The organism is Ruegeria sp. CF2 (assembly GCF_056537385.1).
Genome location: NZ_JBQFRL010000001.1, coordinates 991,104 through 1,007,787 on the forward strand (window position 1 = coordinate 991,104; position 16,684 = coordinate 1,007,787).

General features: G+C 62.4%; 16 protein-coding genes. 9 read left to right on the forward strand and 7 right to left on the reverse strand.

Features of this window, described 5'->3' with window-relative positions:
* Positions 1-91 precede the first annotated feature (91 nt).
* Together ACR0IR_RS04825 and ACR0IR_RS04830 are read left to right on the forward strand one after the other, a co-directional pair.
* Complete coding sequence (locus ACR0IR_RS04825; RefSeq protein WP_170363577.1) at positions 92-1,000, forward strand: AAA family ATPase; 909 nt, start codon at positions 92-94, stop codon at positions 998-1,000.
* Positions 1,001-1,037: 37 nt separating this feature from the next.
* On the forward strand, positions 1,038-2,294 hold the full coding sequence (locus ACR0IR_RS04830) for a vWA domain-containing protein (RefSeq protein WP_170363576.1): 1,257 nt from the start codon (positions 1,038-1,040) through the stop codon (positions 2,292-2,294).
* 2 nt (positions 2,295-2,296) lie between these two features.
* Here ACR0IR_RS04830 and ACR0IR_RS04835 read toward each other — a convergent pair whose 3' ends face one another.
* Positions 2,297-2,797 carry a hypothetical protein gene (locus ACR0IR_RS04835; protein WP_170338859.1) on the reverse strand — a complete coding sequence of 167 codons (501 nt, stop codon included), beginning with the start codon at positions 2,795-2,797 and terminating at the stop codon, positions 2,297-2,299.
* A gap of 256 nt (positions 2,798-3,053) precedes the next feature.
* On the opposite strand from ACR0IR_RS04835, the gene ACR0IR_RS04840 reads away from it, so the two are divergent.
* From ACR0IR_RS04840 to ACR0IR_RS04860, 5 genes are all read left to right on the forward strand, one after another.
* Positions 3,054-4,022, forward strand: a complete 969-nt coding sequence (locus ACR0IR_RS04840) for an XdhC family protein (protein ID WP_170363575.1) — start codon at positions 3,054-3,056, stop codon at positions 4,020-4,022.
* Positions 4,019-5,023, forward strand: a complete 1,005-nt coding sequence (locus tag ACR0IR_RS04845) for a molybdopterin-binding protein (RefSeq protein ID WP_170363574.1) — start codon at positions 4,019-4,021, stop codon at positions 5,021-5,023. Before ACR0IR_RS04840 ends, ACR0IR_RS04845 begins: the two co-directional genes overlap by 4 nt.
* Positions 5,024-5,171: 148 nt before the next feature.
* Entirely contained in the window at positions 5,172-5,657 is a 486-nt protein-coding gene (locus ACR0IR_RS04850; RefSeq protein WP_149775244.1) for a (2Fe-2S)-binding protein, read from the forward strand.
* Between the two features lie 81 nt (positions 5,658-5,738).
* Positions 5,739-8,099, forward strand: a complete 2,361-nt coding sequence (locus tag ACR0IR_RS04855; RefSeq protein ID WP_170363573.1) for a xanthine dehydrogenase family protein molybdopterin-binding subunit — start codon at positions 5,739-5,741, stop codon at positions 8,097-8,099.
* A 100-nt stretch (positions 8,100-8,199) separates the two neighbouring features.
* Positions 8,200-8,991: an FAD binding domain-containing protein gene (locus ACR0IR_RS04860; RefSeq protein WP_170338850.1), complete on the forward strand. Its 792-nt coding sequence runs from the start codon at positions 8,200-8,202 to the stop codon at positions 8,989-8,991.
* 44 nt (positions 8,992-9,035) lie between these two features.
* Here ACR0IR_RS04860 and ACR0IR_RS04865 read toward each other — a convergent pair whose 3' ends face one another.
* On the reverse strand, positions 9,036-9,938 hold the full coding sequence (locus ACR0IR_RS04865; protein WP_170363572.1) for a MurR/RpiR family transcriptional regulator: 903 nt from the start codon (positions 9,936-9,938) through the stop codon (positions 9,036-9,038).
* 88 nt (positions 9,939-10,026) lie between these two features.
* Between ACR0IR_RS04865 and ACR0IR_RS04870 the strand changes: the two genes are divergently transcribed.
* Both ACR0IR_RS04870 and ACR0IR_RS04875 read left to right on the forward strand, forming a co-directional pair.
* On the forward strand, positions 10,027-10,788 hold the full coding sequence (locus ACR0IR_RS04870) for a beta-keto acid cleavage family enzyme (RefSeq protein WP_170363571.1): 762 nt from the start codon (positions 10,027-10,029) through the stop codon (positions 10,786-10,788).
* A 1-nt stretch (position 10,789) separates the two neighbouring features.
* Positions 10,790-12,106 (forward strand): aspartate aminotransferase family protein, encoded by a 1,317-nt coding sequence (locus tag ACR0IR_RS04875; RefSeq protein WP_170363570.1) that lies wholly within the window; start codon positions 10,790-10,792, stop codon positions 12,104-12,106.
* A gap of 76 nt (positions 12,107-12,182) precedes the next feature.
* Here ACR0IR_RS04875 and infC read toward each other — a convergent pair whose 3' ends face one another.
* From infC to ACR0IR_RS04900, 5 genes are all read right to left on the reverse strand, one after another.
* A complete protein-coding gene (infC, locus tag ACR0IR_RS04880; protein WP_311201685.1) occupies positions 12,183-12,758 on the reverse strand; it encodes a translation initiation factor IF-3 in 576 nt (191 codons plus the stop codon).
* Between the two features lie 131 nt (positions 12,759-12,889).
* A complete protein-coding gene (locus ACR0IR_RS04885) occupies positions 12,890-13,723 on the reverse strand; it encodes a ferredoxin--NADP reductase (RefSeq protein WP_170363569.1) in 834 nt (277 codons plus the stop codon).
* Positions 13,724-13,811: 88 nt separating this feature from the next.
* On the reverse strand, positions 13,812-14,219 hold the full coding sequence (locus tag ACR0IR_RS04890) for a DUF934 domain-containing protein (RefSeq protein ID WP_170363568.1): 408 nt from the start codon (positions 14,217-14,219) through the stop codon (positions 13,812-13,814).
* Positions 14,216-14,977, reverse strand: a complete 762-nt coding sequence (locus ACR0IR_RS04895) for a phosphoadenylyl-sulfate reductase (protein WP_093961927.1) — start codon at positions 14,975-14,977, stop codon at positions 14,216-14,218. Before ACR0IR_RS04895 ends, ACR0IR_RS04890 begins: the two co-directional genes overlap by 4 nt.
* Complete coding sequence (locus ACR0IR_RS04900; RefSeq protein ID WP_170363567.1) at positions 14,967-16,631, reverse strand: nitrite/sulfite reductase; 1,665 nt, start codon at positions 16,629-16,631, stop codon at positions 14,967-14,969. Before ACR0IR_RS04900 ends, ACR0IR_RS04895 begins: the two co-directional genes overlap by 11 nt.
* Positions 16,632-16,684 lie beyond the last annotated feature (53 nt).

Consider the following 16,684-nt stretch of genomic DNA (forward strand, 5'->3'; position numbering starts at 1 on the left):
AGGCGACCAGATTGCCGCAAGTCCCGGAAAGATCACGGTCTTGACGCGCAGCGGCAGCCATGACCTGTTGTGCCAAGGGAGATTGAGAAACATGAGCCAGCCAGATTCCATCGATGCCGTTCAGAAGATGCTGGGCGAACAGGGCTATGTCTGTGGGCGCGCGCTGGCCACCGTGGTGTTCCTGTCGCTGAGACTGGGCCGGCCGCTGTTTCTGGAAGGTGAAGCGGGCGTCGGAAAGACCGAGATCGCCAAGGCCCTGGCCGCTGGACTGGGTCGCCGCCTGATCCGGCTGCAATGCTATGAGGGGCTCGATGCGTCCTCGGCCGTCTATGAATGGAACTTTCCCGCGCAGATGGTGGCCATCCGCACCGCCGAGGCGGTCGGCGGGTCCGACCGGAAGGGTCTGCAGGAGGAACTGTTCAGTGGCGACTATCTGATCCGCCGCCCATTGCTCGAGGCGATGGAGCCCGACCCGGCTGGCCCGCCGGTGCTGCTGATCGACGAGTTGGACCGCACCGACGAACCGTTCGAGGCCTTCCTGCTGGAGGCGCTGAGCGATTTCCAGGTGACAATCCCCGAGATCGGCACGATCAAGGCGCCCGAACCGCCCATCGTCATCGTCACGTCGAACCGCACGCGCGAGGTACATGACGCGCTCAAGCGCCGCTGCCTGTACCACTGGGTCGACTACCCCGATTTCGACCGCGAGCTGGAGATCCTGCACGCCCGCGCGCCCGAGGCCGCCGAGGCGCTGAGCCGTGAAGTGGTGGCCTTTGTCCAGCATCTGCGCACCGAGGACCTGTTCAAGAAACCCGGCGTGGCCGAAACCATCGACTGGGCAAAGTGCCTGCTGGCGCTGGACGTGATCAACCTCAGCCCCGAGGTGATCGGCGACACGCTGGGCGCGATCCTGAAATACCAGGACGACATCCAGAAACTACAGGGCTCCGAGGCCAAGCGCATTCTGGATCAGGCCAAAGCCACGCTCGAACCGGTCTGATGTCGTCGCGGCGCCAAAACACTCCGGGGGCCTAGGGATGGCCGAACAGCTTCCGCTGGAAATTCCGACCGATCCGAAACTGGCGCAGAACATCATTCATTTCGCGCGCGCCTTGCGCAAGGCCGGGCTGCCGATCGGCCCCGGCCGCGTGGTCGACGCCATCCGAGCGGTGCAGGCGGCGGGCTTTACCCGCAAGCAGGATTTCTATTGGACCCTGCACGCCTGTTTCGTGAACCGGCCAGAGCATCGCACCGTGTTTTCCCAGATCTTCCGCCTGTACTGGCGCGACCCGCGGTATCTTGAGCACATGATGTCGATGATGCTGCCGGCCATTCGCGGAGTTCAGGAGGAACGCATGGCCGAAGCGGGCGAAAAACGCGCGGCCGAGGCCCTGCTGGATGGTGTCGAACGGGACGAGCCCAAGGGCGTCGAGCAAGATGGCGAAAGCGAAATCGAGATTGACGCCACGCAGACCGCTTCGTCCGAGGAACAGCTGCGGTCGCTGGATTTCGAACAGATGAGCACCGCGGAAACCGCGCAGGCCAAGCGCATTCTGGCGCGGTTGCAACTGCCTGTGGACCCGATCGCCTCGCGCCGGGGTCAGGCCAGCCATCTGGGCCAGCGGATCGACCGGGCGCGCACCTTGCGCGCGGCCATGCGTCAGGGCGGCGAGATGCACCAGATCGCACTGGTCAAACCGAAACCGCGCTGGCCCAACTTGATCGCGCTGTGTGACATCTCGGGGTCGATGAGCCAGTACAGCCGGATCATCCTGCACTTTCTGCACACGGTCTCGAACGCCAAGGGGGCCGGCTGGGCCAAGGTGCATGCGTTCACCTTCGGCACGCGGCTGACGAACATCACGCGGCACCTGCATCAGCGCGACGTCGATGCCGCGCTGGCCGCCGCCGGGGCCGAGGCGCAGGATTGGGAGGGCGGCACGCGCATCGGCGAATGCCTGCACCAGTTCAACCGCGACTGGTCGCGCCGGGTGATGGGGCAGGGGGCCGTGGTGCTACTGATCACCGACGGGCTGGAACGGGGTGACCCCGATCTGCTGGAAAAAGAGATCGAACGCCTGCACTTGTCAGCCCGGCGGCTGATCTGGCTGAACCCGCTGCTGCGCTGGGACGGGTTCGCGCCGAAGGCGAAGGGCGTCGCCACCATGCTGCCGCATGTGGACAGCTTCCGCGCCGGTCATTCGATTGCATCGCTTGCGGATCTGGCCGCCGTGATTTCACGACCCGACGACCAGGGAGAGAAAGCGCGGTTGTTGGCCGCGCTTTCAGGCTGACGTTACTGCAGTTGCTTTTCGTTGCACTCGCGCGCCATTTCCATGGCCTTGTAGGTGCCGGTCAGATCGACGGTGAAGCCAAAGGATTTCTCGGGGAACACCGCCATGACCTTTTGCTTGGCCAGGTCGTCGGCGAATTGCGGGTCGTCCGACAGGACATAGCCGCCCGAATACCCCTTGGTGATGTTGCCCTTCATTCCGGTTGCCTCGCCGACATACAGGTTGTCGCCCAGCAGGATGGCGACGGCCTCCTTGTCTCCGCGCTTGATGTCGGTTTCCGCCTTGGTAAAGACACCGACATATCCAACGCTGCGGTCTTCGGTCAGACCCATCTGCACCACGTTCTCGGCATCATCGACCGCTTCGATCAGGCATGACTTTTTGTCCTTGTCGACAAAGACCTTCCAGCCCTCGACCTCTCCGTAGCGTTCGAAAGTGTCGGCCCAGGCGCTGCCTGCAATCAATGCCGCTGCGCCGATGGTTAGTGTAAATATCTGTTTCAAGACATTGTCTCCTTTACGAAATCTCTTGCGTCAATTCGGCCGCAAGTCGGGCCTGACCGCAGGCTAGTCGGCGTCCGAAAAACAATCAAATGTTTGATTGTCTGGCGCGGACTTCGGCCGAAACCTGCCTTCTGCGTCACATGAAGAACCAAGTTGGCAGGGTCGGTGTCCGAGATAATCCACCTGAGAACGCGCTCCTTGCTTTTCATCGCGTCAAACCTGCTTATGTTGATGCGAACCACCGCGGGAGGGTCCGATGGACAGATTTGACAACAGTCCGGAAACGGCATCGGCGTGGTTTCGCGAGGGTCGCGGCGCGGTTCTGGCGACGGTCGTCGAAACCTGGGGCAGCGCACCCCGGAGGGTGGGGGCCCAGTTGGTCATCAGCGGCGACGGCCGGATCGAAGGCTCGGTCTCGGGTGGCTGTGTCGAAGGCGCGGTGATCGTCGAGGCGCTTGAAGCCATCGAAGAAGGCGAAGCGCGCCTGCTGGAATTCGGGGTCAGCGACGAGGATGCCTTTGCCGTCGGGCTGGCCTGCGGCGGCACGATCCGGGTTCTGGTCGAGCCGGTGGGCTCGGTCCTGCCCGAACTGATGCTGGCCGAACTGGTGGCGGCGCGGGCGCGGCGCGAGCCCGTGGCCTATGAGGTCAATGTCGAAACCGGCCACCGCGCGCTGCGGCGCAACGCCTATGCGGACCGGTTGCGCATGGATCGATCAGGGTTCGAGGAAGACGGCCAGACCTTCGTAGCCGTGCACAACCCGCCCCTGCGACTGATCGTGGTGGGCGCGGTCCATATCGCGCAGGCGCTGGTGCCGATGGCGCGGATCGCGGGCTATGACCCGATCATCATCGACCCGCGCGAGGCGTTTGCGTCGCAATCCCGCTTTCCCGGTGAAAAGCTGCTGACCGACTGGCCGGACGAGGCCGTGGCCAGCATTGGACTGGATGCGCGTACGGCGGTGGTGCTACTGACCCACGACCCCAAGCTGGATGATCCGGCCCTGCAGGCCGCGCTGAATTCGGACGTGTTCTACATCGGCGCGCTGGGGTCGTCGCGCACCCATGCCAAACGGGTGCAGCGGATGACCGAGGCGGGCTTCTCGGCATCGCTGTTGCAGCGCATCCACGGGCCGATCGGTCTGGATATCGGCGCAGCCGGACCGGCCGAGATTGCAGTTGCGATCATCGCGCAGATGACGGCGGTGCTACGGGGCAAAGCATGAAGTTCGGCCCTGTACCGGTTGCGGACGCAAAGGGCGCGATCCTTGCGCATTCGGTCATGGCTGGCACGAAAAAGCTGCGCAAGGGAATGATGCTGGACGACACGCATGTCGCCCTTTTGGCCGAGGCGGGCGTGTCCGAGGTGGTCGTCGCGCGGCTGGAACCCGGCGACTGTCACGAGGACGAGGCCGCGCGCCAATTGGCTGCGGCACTGACCCCGGATCCGAAGGGGGCCAACTTGCGCGTGACCGAGCCGTTTACAGGCCGCGTCAACCTAATTGCGGATCAAGCTGGGGTTGCCGCTCTGGACGTTGAGGCTCTGCTGGCGTTCAATCAGGTCAACCCGATGATCACTGTGGCCACCGTTCCTCAGCATCAGCAGATGGGTGCGGGTGGCATGGTCGCCACGATCAAGGTCATTTCCTACGCGGTGCCGCTGGCGGACGTTCAGCGCGCGGCCGAGCTGGCAAAAGGGGCCATTCGCCTGGCAGCGCCGAAGTTTGGCAGCGCCGGGTTGGTGGTTACCGACATTCCCGGCGGGCCGCCGAACGACAAGGGCATCGCCGCGATGCGCGGCCGGGTCGAGGCCCTGGGTCTGAGCCTGGAGGACGTGCAGATCGTTCCGCACGCGGTCGACGCTCTGGCGCAGGCATTGTCCCGGATGAACACCGATATCGTGATGATCCTTACCGGCTCGGCCACATCCGATGTCGAGGACGTGGCGCCTCAGGCTGTTCGGCGCGCGGGCGGGCAGGTGGACCGTTTCGGTATGCCGGTTGATCCGGGCAACCTGTTGTTTCTCGGGGTTTTGGGCAAGCGGCCGGTCATCGGTTTGCCGGGATGCGCACGTTCGCCCGCGTTGAATGGGGCTGACTGGGTGCTGTCTCGGGTCGCCTGCGGCATCCCGACCACCGGAGCCGATATCGCGGCGATGGGCGTCGGTGGTCTGCTCAAGGAAATCCCGACCCGTCCGCAACCTCGGGCTAAACGCAAAGTGACGTAACGGCAGTTTCGCCCCGTTGGCGACCTGCAATACATGTTGGCAGTTGGCTCCCAAGGGGCGGGTTGGAAACGGCCAAGTTTTTTGTTCTCAAACGACTTTTCCCGTGTTTAACTCGGGCCAAGGATAAATACGAAAATGGGAGGAACTTATGACACAGGTCTCAATGACCGTGAACGGAAAGACCGTGAGCGGTGATGTCGAAGGCCGGACGCTGCTGTCCAGCTTTCTGCGTGATCACCTGTCCCTGACCGGTACCCATGTGGGCTGTGACACGGCCCAATGCGGCGCCTGCGTGGTTCATGTGAACGGCGAGGCGGTGAAGTCCTGCAACATGCTGGCGCTCGAGGCGGATGGAGCAGAGGTTGGCACCATCGAAGGGCAGGCCAACCCGGACGGATCGCTGAACGTGATCCAGCAGGCGTTTCAGGATCATCACGGCCTGCAATGCGGTTTCTGCACGCCCGGCATGGTGATGTCGGCAGCGGCCCTGCTGAAGGAAAACCCGCGCCCGACCGAGGCCGAAATCCGCAAATACCTGGAAGGCAACCTGTGCCGCTGCACCGGGTACCACAACATCGTCAAGGCGATCATGGCCGCGTCCGGCCAGGACGTCAGCCACATCGCCGCCGAGTGATGCCGCTGCGGGCGTGACTGAGAACGCCCGTGGGATGACTGGGATGCACGCAAGCATCCGTTTATGGGAGGAGAACAAGCTATGCCCAAAGACAGTGGCATCGGAGCCAGTTCCAAGCGCCGCGAGGACGTGCGCTTTTTGACCGGAGCGGGCAATTACACCGACGACATCAACGTACGTGGTCAGGCCTATGTGTATTTTCTGCGATCCGACATCGCGCATGGCCGGATCAAAAGCATCGACACGTCCGCCGCCGAGTCCATGCCCGGCGTGGTCCGGGTGTTCACCGGCAAGGATTTCGAAGGCGTGGGCGGCATGCCCTGCGGCTGGGAGGTGACCGACAAGCACGGCGCACCCATGCAGGAACCGCCGCACCCGATCCTGGCGCAAGGCAAGGTACGCCATGTGGGCGACCCGATCGCGGCCGTCGTGGCCGACAGTCTTGAGCAGGCCCGCGACGCGGCCGAAGCGATCGACGTGGATATCGAGGAACTGCCTGCCGTTCTGGACATGAAAGCCGCCGCCGAAGAGGGCGCGCCGCTGGTCCATGACGATCTGCAAAACAACATCTGCTATGACTGGCAGTTGGGCGAGGCCGACGATGCCAAGGTGAACGAGGTTTTCGCCAATGCGGCGCATGTCACCACCTTGGAACTGGTGAACAACCGCCTGGTCGCCAACCCGATGGAGCCGCGCGTGGCCGTGGCGGAATACAGCCGGGGCACGGATGAATACACGCTCTATACCACCTCGCAGAACCCGCATGTGATCCGGCTGCTGATGTGCGCCTTCGTGCTGGGCCTGCCCGAGCACAAGGTCCGCGTCGTGGCGCCGGACGTAGGTGGCGGTTTTGGCACCAAGATCTTCCACTACGCGGAAGAGGCGTTCTGTACCTTCGCCGCCAAGGCCTGCAACCGTCCGGTCAAGTGGACGGCCAGCCGCTCCGAGGCGTTCATGTCGGATGCACAGGGCCGTGACCATGTCAGCAAGATCGAACTGGCGCTGGATGCCGACAACAATTTCGTCGGGCTGCGGACAAACACTTTTGCCAATCTGGGCGCGTATCTGTCGACGTTTTCCAGCTCGGTGCCGACCTGGCTGCACGGGACGCTGATGGCAGGCAACTACAAGACGCCGGTCATTCAGGTGAACGTGCGGGCGATGTTCACCAACACCGTGCCGGTGGATGCCTATCGCGGCGCAGGCCGCCCCGAGGCGACCTATCAGCTGGAGCGCGTGATCGACAAAGCCGCGCGCGAGCTGGGGGTCGACCCGGTGGCGCTGCGCCGGCAGAACTTCATCACGCAGTTCCCCTATGACACGCCTGTGGCGCTGACCTACGACACCGGCGACTACAACGGCACCATGGACAAGCTGGAGCAGGCCGCCGATTTCGCGGGATTCCCGGCACGTCGCGCCGAAAGCGAGGCGCGGGGCAAGCTGCGCGGCCTGGGCGTGAACTGCTATATCGAGGCCTGCGGCATCGCGCCTTCGAACATCGTAGGCATGCTGGGGGCGCGTGCGGGTCTCTATGACGCGGCAACCGTTCGGGTGAACGCCACCGGCTCGATCAGCGTCATGGTCGGGGCGCACAGCCACGGGCAGGGGCACGAGACCGCCTTTCCGCAGGTCGTGGCCGACATGATCGGCATCGACGAGTCGATGGTCGAGATCGTGCACGGCGATACCTCGAAGATCCCGTTTGGCATGGGCACCTATGGGTCGCGCTCTCTCGCGGTCTGTGGATCGGCCATGGTCAAGGCGACCGAGAAGGTGATCGACAAGGCCAAGAAGATCGCGGCGCACCTGCTGGAGGCGTCCGAGGCCGATATCGAGCTGAAGGATGGCCAGTTCACCGTGGCCGGCACCGACAAGTCGGTGGCCTGGGGGGATGTGACCCTGACGGCCTATGTGCCGCACAACTTCCCGCTGGAGGTCGAGCCGGGGCTGGAGGAGACCGCGTTCTATGATCCGGCCAACTTTACCTTCCCGGCCGGCGCCTATGCCTGCGAGGTCGAGGTTGACCCCGAGACCGGGCAGGTGACCATCGAACGGTTCACCGCGGCGGATGATTTCGGCAACATCATCAACCCGATGATCGTTGACGGCCAGGTGCATGGCGGCATCGGGCAGGGCATCGGTCAGGCCTTGCTTGAGAACTGCGTCTATGACGAGAATGGCCAGCTGCTGAGCGCGTCCTTCATGGACTATGCCATGCCGCGGGCCGATGACGTGCCGTTCTATACCGTGGATCATTCGAGCCAGACGCCATGCACGCACAACCCGCTGGGTGTGAAGGGCTGCGGCGAGGCCGGGGCGATTGGATCGCCGCCTGCGGTGGTCAATGCCGTGATCGATGCGCTGAACTCGGGTGGCAAGGCGGTGGACCACATCGACATGCCGGTCAGCCCGTCGCGTGTTTGGGCGGCGATGAACAGCTGAGTGGAGAGGTTGGACCGCGAGGGGTCAGCCCCTCGCGATCCCTGGTCAATCAAATGCCAGATGAAGGGCGGTTCTGCGCCTTTCGGAAAGGAAAAGCGAAATGTACAATTTCGAGTTCAAGAACCCCTCAACCATTGCTGATGCGGTTGCCGCGTTGGCGGGAGAGGATGCACAGGCGTTGGGGGGCGGTCAGACCCTGATCCCGACGATGAAGCAAAGACTGGCCTCACCCGCGACGCTGGTGAGCCTGGGTGCCATTCCCGAGTTGAAGGGCGTCTGCATCGAAGATGATGGGTCGATTTCGATTGGAGCGGCGACCACGCATGCCACGGTAGCGGCAGAAGTTGCGGGCAAGTATCCCGCGCTGGCTGATCTGGCGGGGCATATCGGTGATCCTGCCGTTCGCAATAGGGGCACGATAGGTGGGTCCTTGGCCAATAACGATCCGGCGGCCTGCTACCCTGCTGCTGCATTGGGGTCCGGCGCGACCATTCGTACGAATGCGCGCGAAATCGCTGCGGATGACTTCTTTCAGGGCATGTTCACGACAGCGCTGGACGAGGGCGAGCTGATCACGACGGTGCGGTTCCCGGTACCGCAGGCAGCAAGCTACCAGAAGTTTCTGCAGCCTGCCTCGCGCTTTGCGCTGGTGGGGGTTTTCCTTGCCCGCTTTGCGGACGGGGTGCGCGTTGCCGTGACCGGAGCCAGCGAAGACGGCGTGTTCCGTTGGAGCGAAGCCGAACAGGCGTTGAGCAAGGAATTCCGGCCCGATGCCCTTATGGATCTTCGGGTCAACCCGATGAACATGATCGGAGATCTGCACGGCAGCAAAGACTACCGCGCCCACCTGGTGGGTGTCATGACCCGGCGGGCGGTTCAGGCCTGCATGTGACGCGGTCGCAGTGACTGCTTTGGGCCCCGGACGTGTTCCGGGGCCTATTTCTTTTTTGCCACGCGCGGAAGCCTTTTGGGCTGCCAGTAGGCTCCGGCATCCTCGCGCGCTTTCTGATAGTCCTGAACCCGGTGATAAGCCGCGTCGCCCTTGACTGCGAAAAGGTGGCTTAGAAGAACCTCGAGAACGGCCATCGCTCCGGAGAAGCTGGAGAACTGATGCTGTGATCGGGTGCTGACGGTCAAGGTCACGTCCGCCTCGACCCCCGGAGCAATGACATCGCTGTCGGCCAGCAGAACAACACGCATACCCTTTTCCCTGGCAAACCGGATGGCACGTATCGTGTCGGCCGAATAGGGATGAACGGTGATCGCGAACAGGCAGTCGGTTTCGCCCGCGCTCAGAAGGTCGTCGATGGCCGATCCCATATGCCTTGGGATCAACTGCATTCCCGGGTGGGCCATACGTCCGGCGTAGTGGAAGTAATAGGCCAAGGCATAGCTTGCGCGGGTTGCAGTGACCAAGCACTGGGGAGCATCGGACATCAGGGTGACTGCGGATCTGACCTTGCCCGGATCCAGCTGGCGCAACGAACGTGACACCACGTTCATTTCGTTTCGCGCATAGCTGGCCTGTGCCGACGCAAAGGCATCGCCGGCATTCAACTGGGTCAGCCAATCCCGGCTGAGGCGGTCTTCGCTGTCTGTCACAAGATCCCTGCGGAAAGGGCGGCGAAAGGCTTCGAAGCCATCAAAACCAAGATGCTGCGCCAGCCGAACGATCACGTTTGTACTGACGCCGATCTTTTCGGCCGACACGCGGATGGAGTCGATTCCGAAATCGCCCGGATGGTCGATGATGTATTTTGTTGCGGCCTGCAATTGGGCCGGCAAATGGTCGATCTCTCGGCGCAGCCGATCCATCAGGTAGTGAGTTGAGGGTGTCATGATGGGAGAAAAACAAATGTTATGATTATTACAAGAGAAAAACATCCTCACACGAGCTAAGCACGCAAGAAACCGATAGGATGATTCAATGTCTGACACACAGGCTTCGTCGCTTCCGTATGTTTTGGTCGCACCGAACGGTGCGCGGCGCGGTCATGCGGATCACCCCGCCGTGCCGGTTTCGACCTGTGAGATTGTGGAGACGGCCATTGCCTGCCACGCGGCCGGGGCAAACGGGTTGCACCTGCATGTCAGGGATGGGCAGGGCGCGCATTCTCTGGATGCAGGGCGCTATCGGGAGGCTATGGCCGAGCTTGCCCGAACCGTGCCCACGATGGATGTTCAGATCACGACCGAGGCCGCCGGTATCTACGACGTTTCTGCACAGTTGGAGTGCCTGCAGCAGGTGGCCCCGAAATGGGCCTCGATCTCGGTTCGGGAAATTGCGCGCGCGCCCGATCTGGCCCCGCGGGTCTATGCGCTGTGTGCGGAACAGGGAACTCGGGTGCAGCATATCCTCTACGATTCGACGGATGCGGATCTGCTGGAGCGATGGCAGTCGGATGGGATCGTCCGGCGCGAGCAGGAAGACCGCTTGCTGGTGCTGGGACGCTATGCCGCCGGGCAGGAATCCCAACCGGCGGACCTCGAGGCCTTTCCCGCTGCTCGTACGCCTTGGATGGTTTGTGCGTTCGGGCGTCTGGAACACGCCTGTCTGGCCGCTGCGGCCGCTCGTGGCGGCGATGTCAGGGTCGGTTTTGAGAACAGCCTGACGAACTCGGATGGAACCCGATGGACGGACAACGCGGCCTCGGTTGCGGTTTTGATCGCTTTGCTGAAAGGGAAATGATATGAGCCATGTTTTTCCGCGCCACACCAAGGCGGAATTGCCGGTCGCTGTCGGCGGTGACGGGTGTTATTTGATCGACGCACAGGGCAAACAGTATCTCGACTGTGGGGATGCGGCCGTGTCGTGCCTGGGACATTCAAACCCGGCAGTGATCCACGCGGTACAGGAGCAGGTTCAGAAGATCGCTTTTGCCCATACTGGTTTCATGACCTCGGAACCGGCCGAAGCCCTGGCAGATCTGCTGATCCAGCACGCGCCCGGATCGTTGGACCGGGTCTATTTCGTGTCCGGCGGGTCCGAGGCGACCGAGGCCGCGATCAAGCTGGCGCGCCAGTACTTCCTTGAAATCGGGCAGCCCGATCGGTCTCGGGTCATCGCACGGCGGCAGAGCTATCATGGCAATACGCTGGGCGCGCTTTCAGCGGGCGGAAATGCATGGCGACGGGCTCAATTCGCGCCAATGCTGATCGAGATGAGCCATATCGCGCCCTGCTACGAATACGCCGAAAAGCCCGAAGGCGAGAGCAGCTATGACTATGGCCAACGCGTGGCGAATGAGCTTGAGGTGGAGATCCTGCGGCTGGGCCCCGAGACCGTGATGGCGTTTATGGCGGAACCGGTGGTCGGGGCCACGTTGGGCGCCGTCCCCGCGGTCGAGGGGTATTACAAGCGGATCCGCGAAATCTGTGATCAATACGGCGTGTTGTTGATCCTCGACGAGGTCATGTGCGGCATGGGCCGGACCGGCCATCTGTTTGCCTGCGACCACGATGGGGTGGCGCCGGATATTCTTTGCATCGCCAAGGGCTTGGGGGCTGGATATCAACCCATCGGTGCCACGCTGTGCACCGATCGGATTTATGACGCCATCCGAAATGGCTCGGGTTTCTTCCAGCACGGCCATACCTATGTCGGACACCCGGTGGCCACGGCGGCAGCCCTGGCTGTTGTGACAGAACTTACCTCGCGCGATTTGCCGGCCCGTGCCCGCGACATGGGTGACAAACTGCAAGCCAAACTCGAGGCGGCCTTTGGCCAGCATCCCAATGTCGGGGACATCCGTGGTCGCGGCCTGTTCCGAGGCATCGAACTGGTGGCTGACAGAGATACGCGCGAACCGTTTGACCCGGCCCGGGGAGTGGCGGCCAAGATCAAGAAAGCCGCCGTCGAAGCGGGTTTGATCTGCTATCCGATGTCCGGAACACGCGACGGCAGGAGAGGCGACCATGTGCTTCTGGCCCCGCCATTCATCATCGAAGAGCCTCAGTTGGACGAACTGGTGGACAAGTTGTCGGTTGCGATTTCCAAAGCAATCTGACACGCCGCCTTGACTTTGACCCACAAAAAAAGCTCCCTCGAACAAGGGAGCTTTGGTCACTCGGATCCATGTGCCGTCACTTCTGGGGAAGCGGTCCGATCATCATGATCATCTGGCGGCCTTCCATCTTCGGCATGTTTTCGATCTTGCCGATTTCCTTGACGTCTTCCGCCACGCGCTCAAGCAGTTCACGTCCCAGGTTCTGGTGCGCCATTTCCCGGCCGCGGAAGCGCAGGGTCACTTTGACCTTGTCGCCATTCTCGAGAAACTTGAAAACGTTCCGCATCTTGACGTCATAGTCATGCGTATCGGTGTTGGGCCGGAACTTGACCTCTTTCACCTCGATGATCTTCTGTTTCTTGCGGGCTTCGCTTTCGCGTTTCTGCTGCTCGTACTTGAACTTGCCAAAGTCCATGATCTTGCAGACCGGCGGATTCGCGTTGGGCGAGATCTCGACCAGATCAAGACCGGCATCGGCTGCCATCTGCATGGCCTTGGCGGGATGAACCACCCCGACATTCTCACCTTCGGCGCCGATCAGGCGAATTTCGGGGGCACGGATCTTTTCATTGACGCGCGGGCCGGTATCACGTTGTGGCGGCGCGTTGTGAGGTCTGCGGGCTATGGGTTCATTCCTTTGATAATTGCCGATTTCCGAGCCGGGAACTTAAACTGAGACGAAGGTTCTTTCAAGCGCCATATAGGTGCTATGACACGAAATTCGCACGTGTCGACGCGGTGCTCGGGCCGGCGGAACGGGCGTTCGCCGGCCCGGATCTCGGCTCAGCCGACAAAGGCTTTTTCGATCACGAATTCCTTGGGGTCCGAGTTCGCGCCTTCGCGCAAGCCGAACTCTGCGAGAATGGCCTTGATGTCGTGGTTGAAGGCCAGGCTGCCGCAGACCATCGCTCGATCGGTCTCGGGCTTGATGCCGCCTTCGATGCCCAGGTCCTTGAAGACGGTTCCGTCCTTCAGCAGGTCGGTGATCCGGCCCATCTTGGGGCTCTGTTCGCGGGTGGTGGTCGGGTAATAGCGGATCTTGTCGGCGAAACCTTCGCCGATCAGTTCGGCCAGCAACTCGTCCTTGCGGATGTTCTCGATCAGCTGGCGGCCATATTCCAGTTCCGCCACTTCGCGGCAGGTGTGGGTGATGATGACCTCGTCGTAGTCCTCATAGGTCTGAGGCTCGCGCAGCAGCGAGGCAAAGGGGGCAAACCCGGTTCCGGTGGCAAAGAACCACAGGCGCTTGCCCGGCAGCAGTGCATCATGCACCAGCGTACCCACAGGTTTGGGCCGCAGAATGATCTGATCGCCGGGCTGGATGTGCTGCAGTTTCGAGGTCAGCGGGCCGTCCTGCACCTTGATCGAATAGAATTCCAGTTCCTCGTCCCACGACGGCGACGCGATCGAATAGGCGCGCAGCAACGGTTTCCCGTTGTCGCCCAAAAGGCCGATCATCACGAACTCGCCCGAGCGGAAGCGCAGCGATTGCGGACGCGTGACCTTGAACGAAAACAGGCGGTCGGTCCAGTGTTTCACTTCCAGAACGGTCTGGGCGTCCGGCAGGACGGGGGCCTTCACGGCGGTTGCTTCGGTCACGGGCTTCATCTCTGTCATCGTTTCACTACCGGTCTGGTAAACCGGCATCTCCGTTTAAGCTTTGATCCAGGTCAGGAAAAGGGGGCAGATTGCCCCGATCGTCGCGTCAGCCGCGCAGGCGGGCCTGATAATCGTGGTCCTGCCAGTTGGCGCGGGCCAGCCATTGGTCCTCGGGCTGGCGGGCGGCAAGGTCTGCGTCAATCTCGACTTCATCGAAGCCGCTGCGCCGGGCCATCGCGTATTGGTCGGCCAACACATGTCCTTTGGCGCGCAGACGGCCTTCATAGCCCTTCAGGCGCAGCGTGCGGGCAATGGTAAAGCCGCGGCCATCGGCAAAGGACGGAAAGTCGACGCGCACCATGCGCGTGTTTCCAAGCCGTTCGAACAATTCGTCGGGGTCCGTATCCGAGGTGACGTCCAATGCGATCACATCGTTTGCGGCATCGTCGAGTGTGACAAAGCCGTCGGTCCAGTCATCAGGGGCAAAGCCCCGGTCATTCACGATCACGTTCATGTTTTCTCTCCGCTGCGTACCATTTTGCCGTCGACGAAATGGATGCCGCATTCTTCCTTGTTCTGATCGCGCCAGCGTCCGGCGCGGGGATCTTCGCCATCCTTCACCGGCGAGGTGCAGGGCGCACAGCCGATCGAGGGATAGCCCTTTGCCACCAACGGATGCCGGGGCAGGCGGTTTTCTTCCATGTAGGCGCGCACGTCCTGAGGCGCCCAATGCGCCAGAGGGTTCACCTTGATCCGGCCGGTGCCGTCCTCGACCTCGAAGAACTCGAGCGTGGCGCGGGTACCGGATTGGAACCGCTTTCGCCCTGTAATCCAGCCTTCATAGCCCGCCAAGGCCCGCTGCAAGGGGAAGGTCTTGCGCAGGTTGCAGCAGGCATCCATGTCGCGCAGCCGCAGTGCGCCATAGGGGTCTTCGCGCTGAATATCCTCGTCATCCGCGCGGATGATCTGGACGTTCTTCAAACCCAGACGCTCGCTGACTTCGTGCTGGTACTCCAGCGTCTCGGTAAACAGCATCATCGTGTCGATGAACAGGACAGGCGTGGCCTTGTCGACCACGGCAGCCATGTGCAGCAACACCACCGACTCGGCGCCGAAGCTTGAGACAAGCGCTAGGTTGCCTGCTTCCTCAAGCGCACCATGCATGACGTCATGTGCGCTGTGGTGGCGGAACCGGGCGTTCAGCGCCTCGACCTTTTCGGTCAGTTCGCGTCGTTCCCGGCCCAGTTCCGTCTGGATCAGGTCAAGCGGCATTGGCCCGCGCCTCGGGGTAGAGGGCCGCCTTGAACGGGGCCATTCCAACACGGCGGTAGGTTTCCAAAAAGGTCTCCTCGGCGCTTGCGCGCTGTTCCAGATAAGTTTCCACGATCCGTTCGACCGCGGGCACGATCTCGTCATAGGCAAAGCCCGGACCGGTGCGGTCGCCGATGGCGGCCGTTTCGGTGGCGTCTCCGCCCAGCGTGATCTGGTAGTTCTCGACGCCCGCGCGATCCAAGCCCAGGATGCCGATGTGACCCACGTGGTGATGTCCGCAGGCGTTGATGCAGCCCGAGATCTTGATCTTGAGGTGGCCGATGTCGTGCTCCAGCTTCAGCTCGTCGAACCGGGTCGCGATCTGCTGCGCCACCGGGATCGAGCGGGCCGTTGCCAGTGCGCAATAGTCCATGCCGGGGCAGGCGATGATGTCGCTGATCAGGCCGATATTCGCGGTGGCCAGGCCGTGCTCTTTCAGCTTGGCATGGATCGCGGGCAGGTCCGATTTGTGGACATGCGGCAGGATCACGTTCTGCTCGTGGCTGATGCGCAGCTCGTCATAGGCGTATTGCTCGGCCAGATCGGCCATCACGCGCATCTGCTCGGCGGTTGCGTCACCCGGCGTCTGGCCGTGTTTCTTGATCGAAATCGTGACGATCGCGTGATCCGCCTGCTTGTGCGGCGCGATGTTGGTGTCGATCCACGAGCGGAACACCGGGTCGTTCGAATAGGCGCTCTCGAATCCCGCGACCGAGCCTTCGCGGAAGGTGGGCGGGGCGAAATGCGCCTTGATTTGATCCAGCAGCGCCATGTCGGCGCCCTTGAACTGCGGGCGGACCTGCAGGAAGCGCTCGTTCACCTTGGCGCGGATCGCGTCGATACCGTGTTCATGCACGGTGATCTTGATGCGGGCCTTGTACTTGTTGTCCCGGCGGCCGATCTGGTTCCAGACCGAAACGGTGGCCTCCAGATAGGCCAGCAGGTCGTCGAAGGCCACGAAATCAGACAGCTCCTTGCCGATCATCGGCGTGCGGCCCAGACCGCCGCCGACCAGAACGCGGGCGCCCAGAACGCCGTCGCGCTCGACCAGTTGCAGGCCGATGTCATGGGCCTTGATCACGGCGCGGTCATGCTCGGACCCGGTGATGGCGATCTTGAACTTGCGCGGCATGAACTGAAATTCCGGGTGGTCGGTGGACCACTGGCGCAGCAGTTCGGCATAGGGGCGCGGATCGGCGATCTCATCCGCTGCGGCGCCGGCGAAATGGTCCGCGGTCACATTGCGGATGGTGTTGCCGCTGGTCTGGATCGCGTGCAGGCCGACCTCGGCCAGCGCGTCCAGCATGTCAGGCACGTCGCGCAGTTTCGGCCAGTTGTACTGGATGTTCTGGCGCGTGGTGAAGTGGCCGTAACCTTTGTCCCACTTCTCGGCCAGCAGGGCCAGTTGGCGCATCTGGGCGCTGTTGAGCGTGCCATAGGGGATGGCCACCCGCAGCATGTAGGCGTGCAGTTGCAGATACAGGCCGTTCATCAGGCGCAGGGGCTTGAACTCGTCCTCGGTCAGCGAGCCGTCGATGCGGCGTTCGACCTGGGCGCGGAACTGTGCGTTGCGCTCGGCCAGGAATGCTTTGTCAAACTCGGAGTAGCGGTACATCTTTGGCTGTCCTTTGTTGCAGCCCCGGATCCGGGGCCTTTTTACGGGGAGAG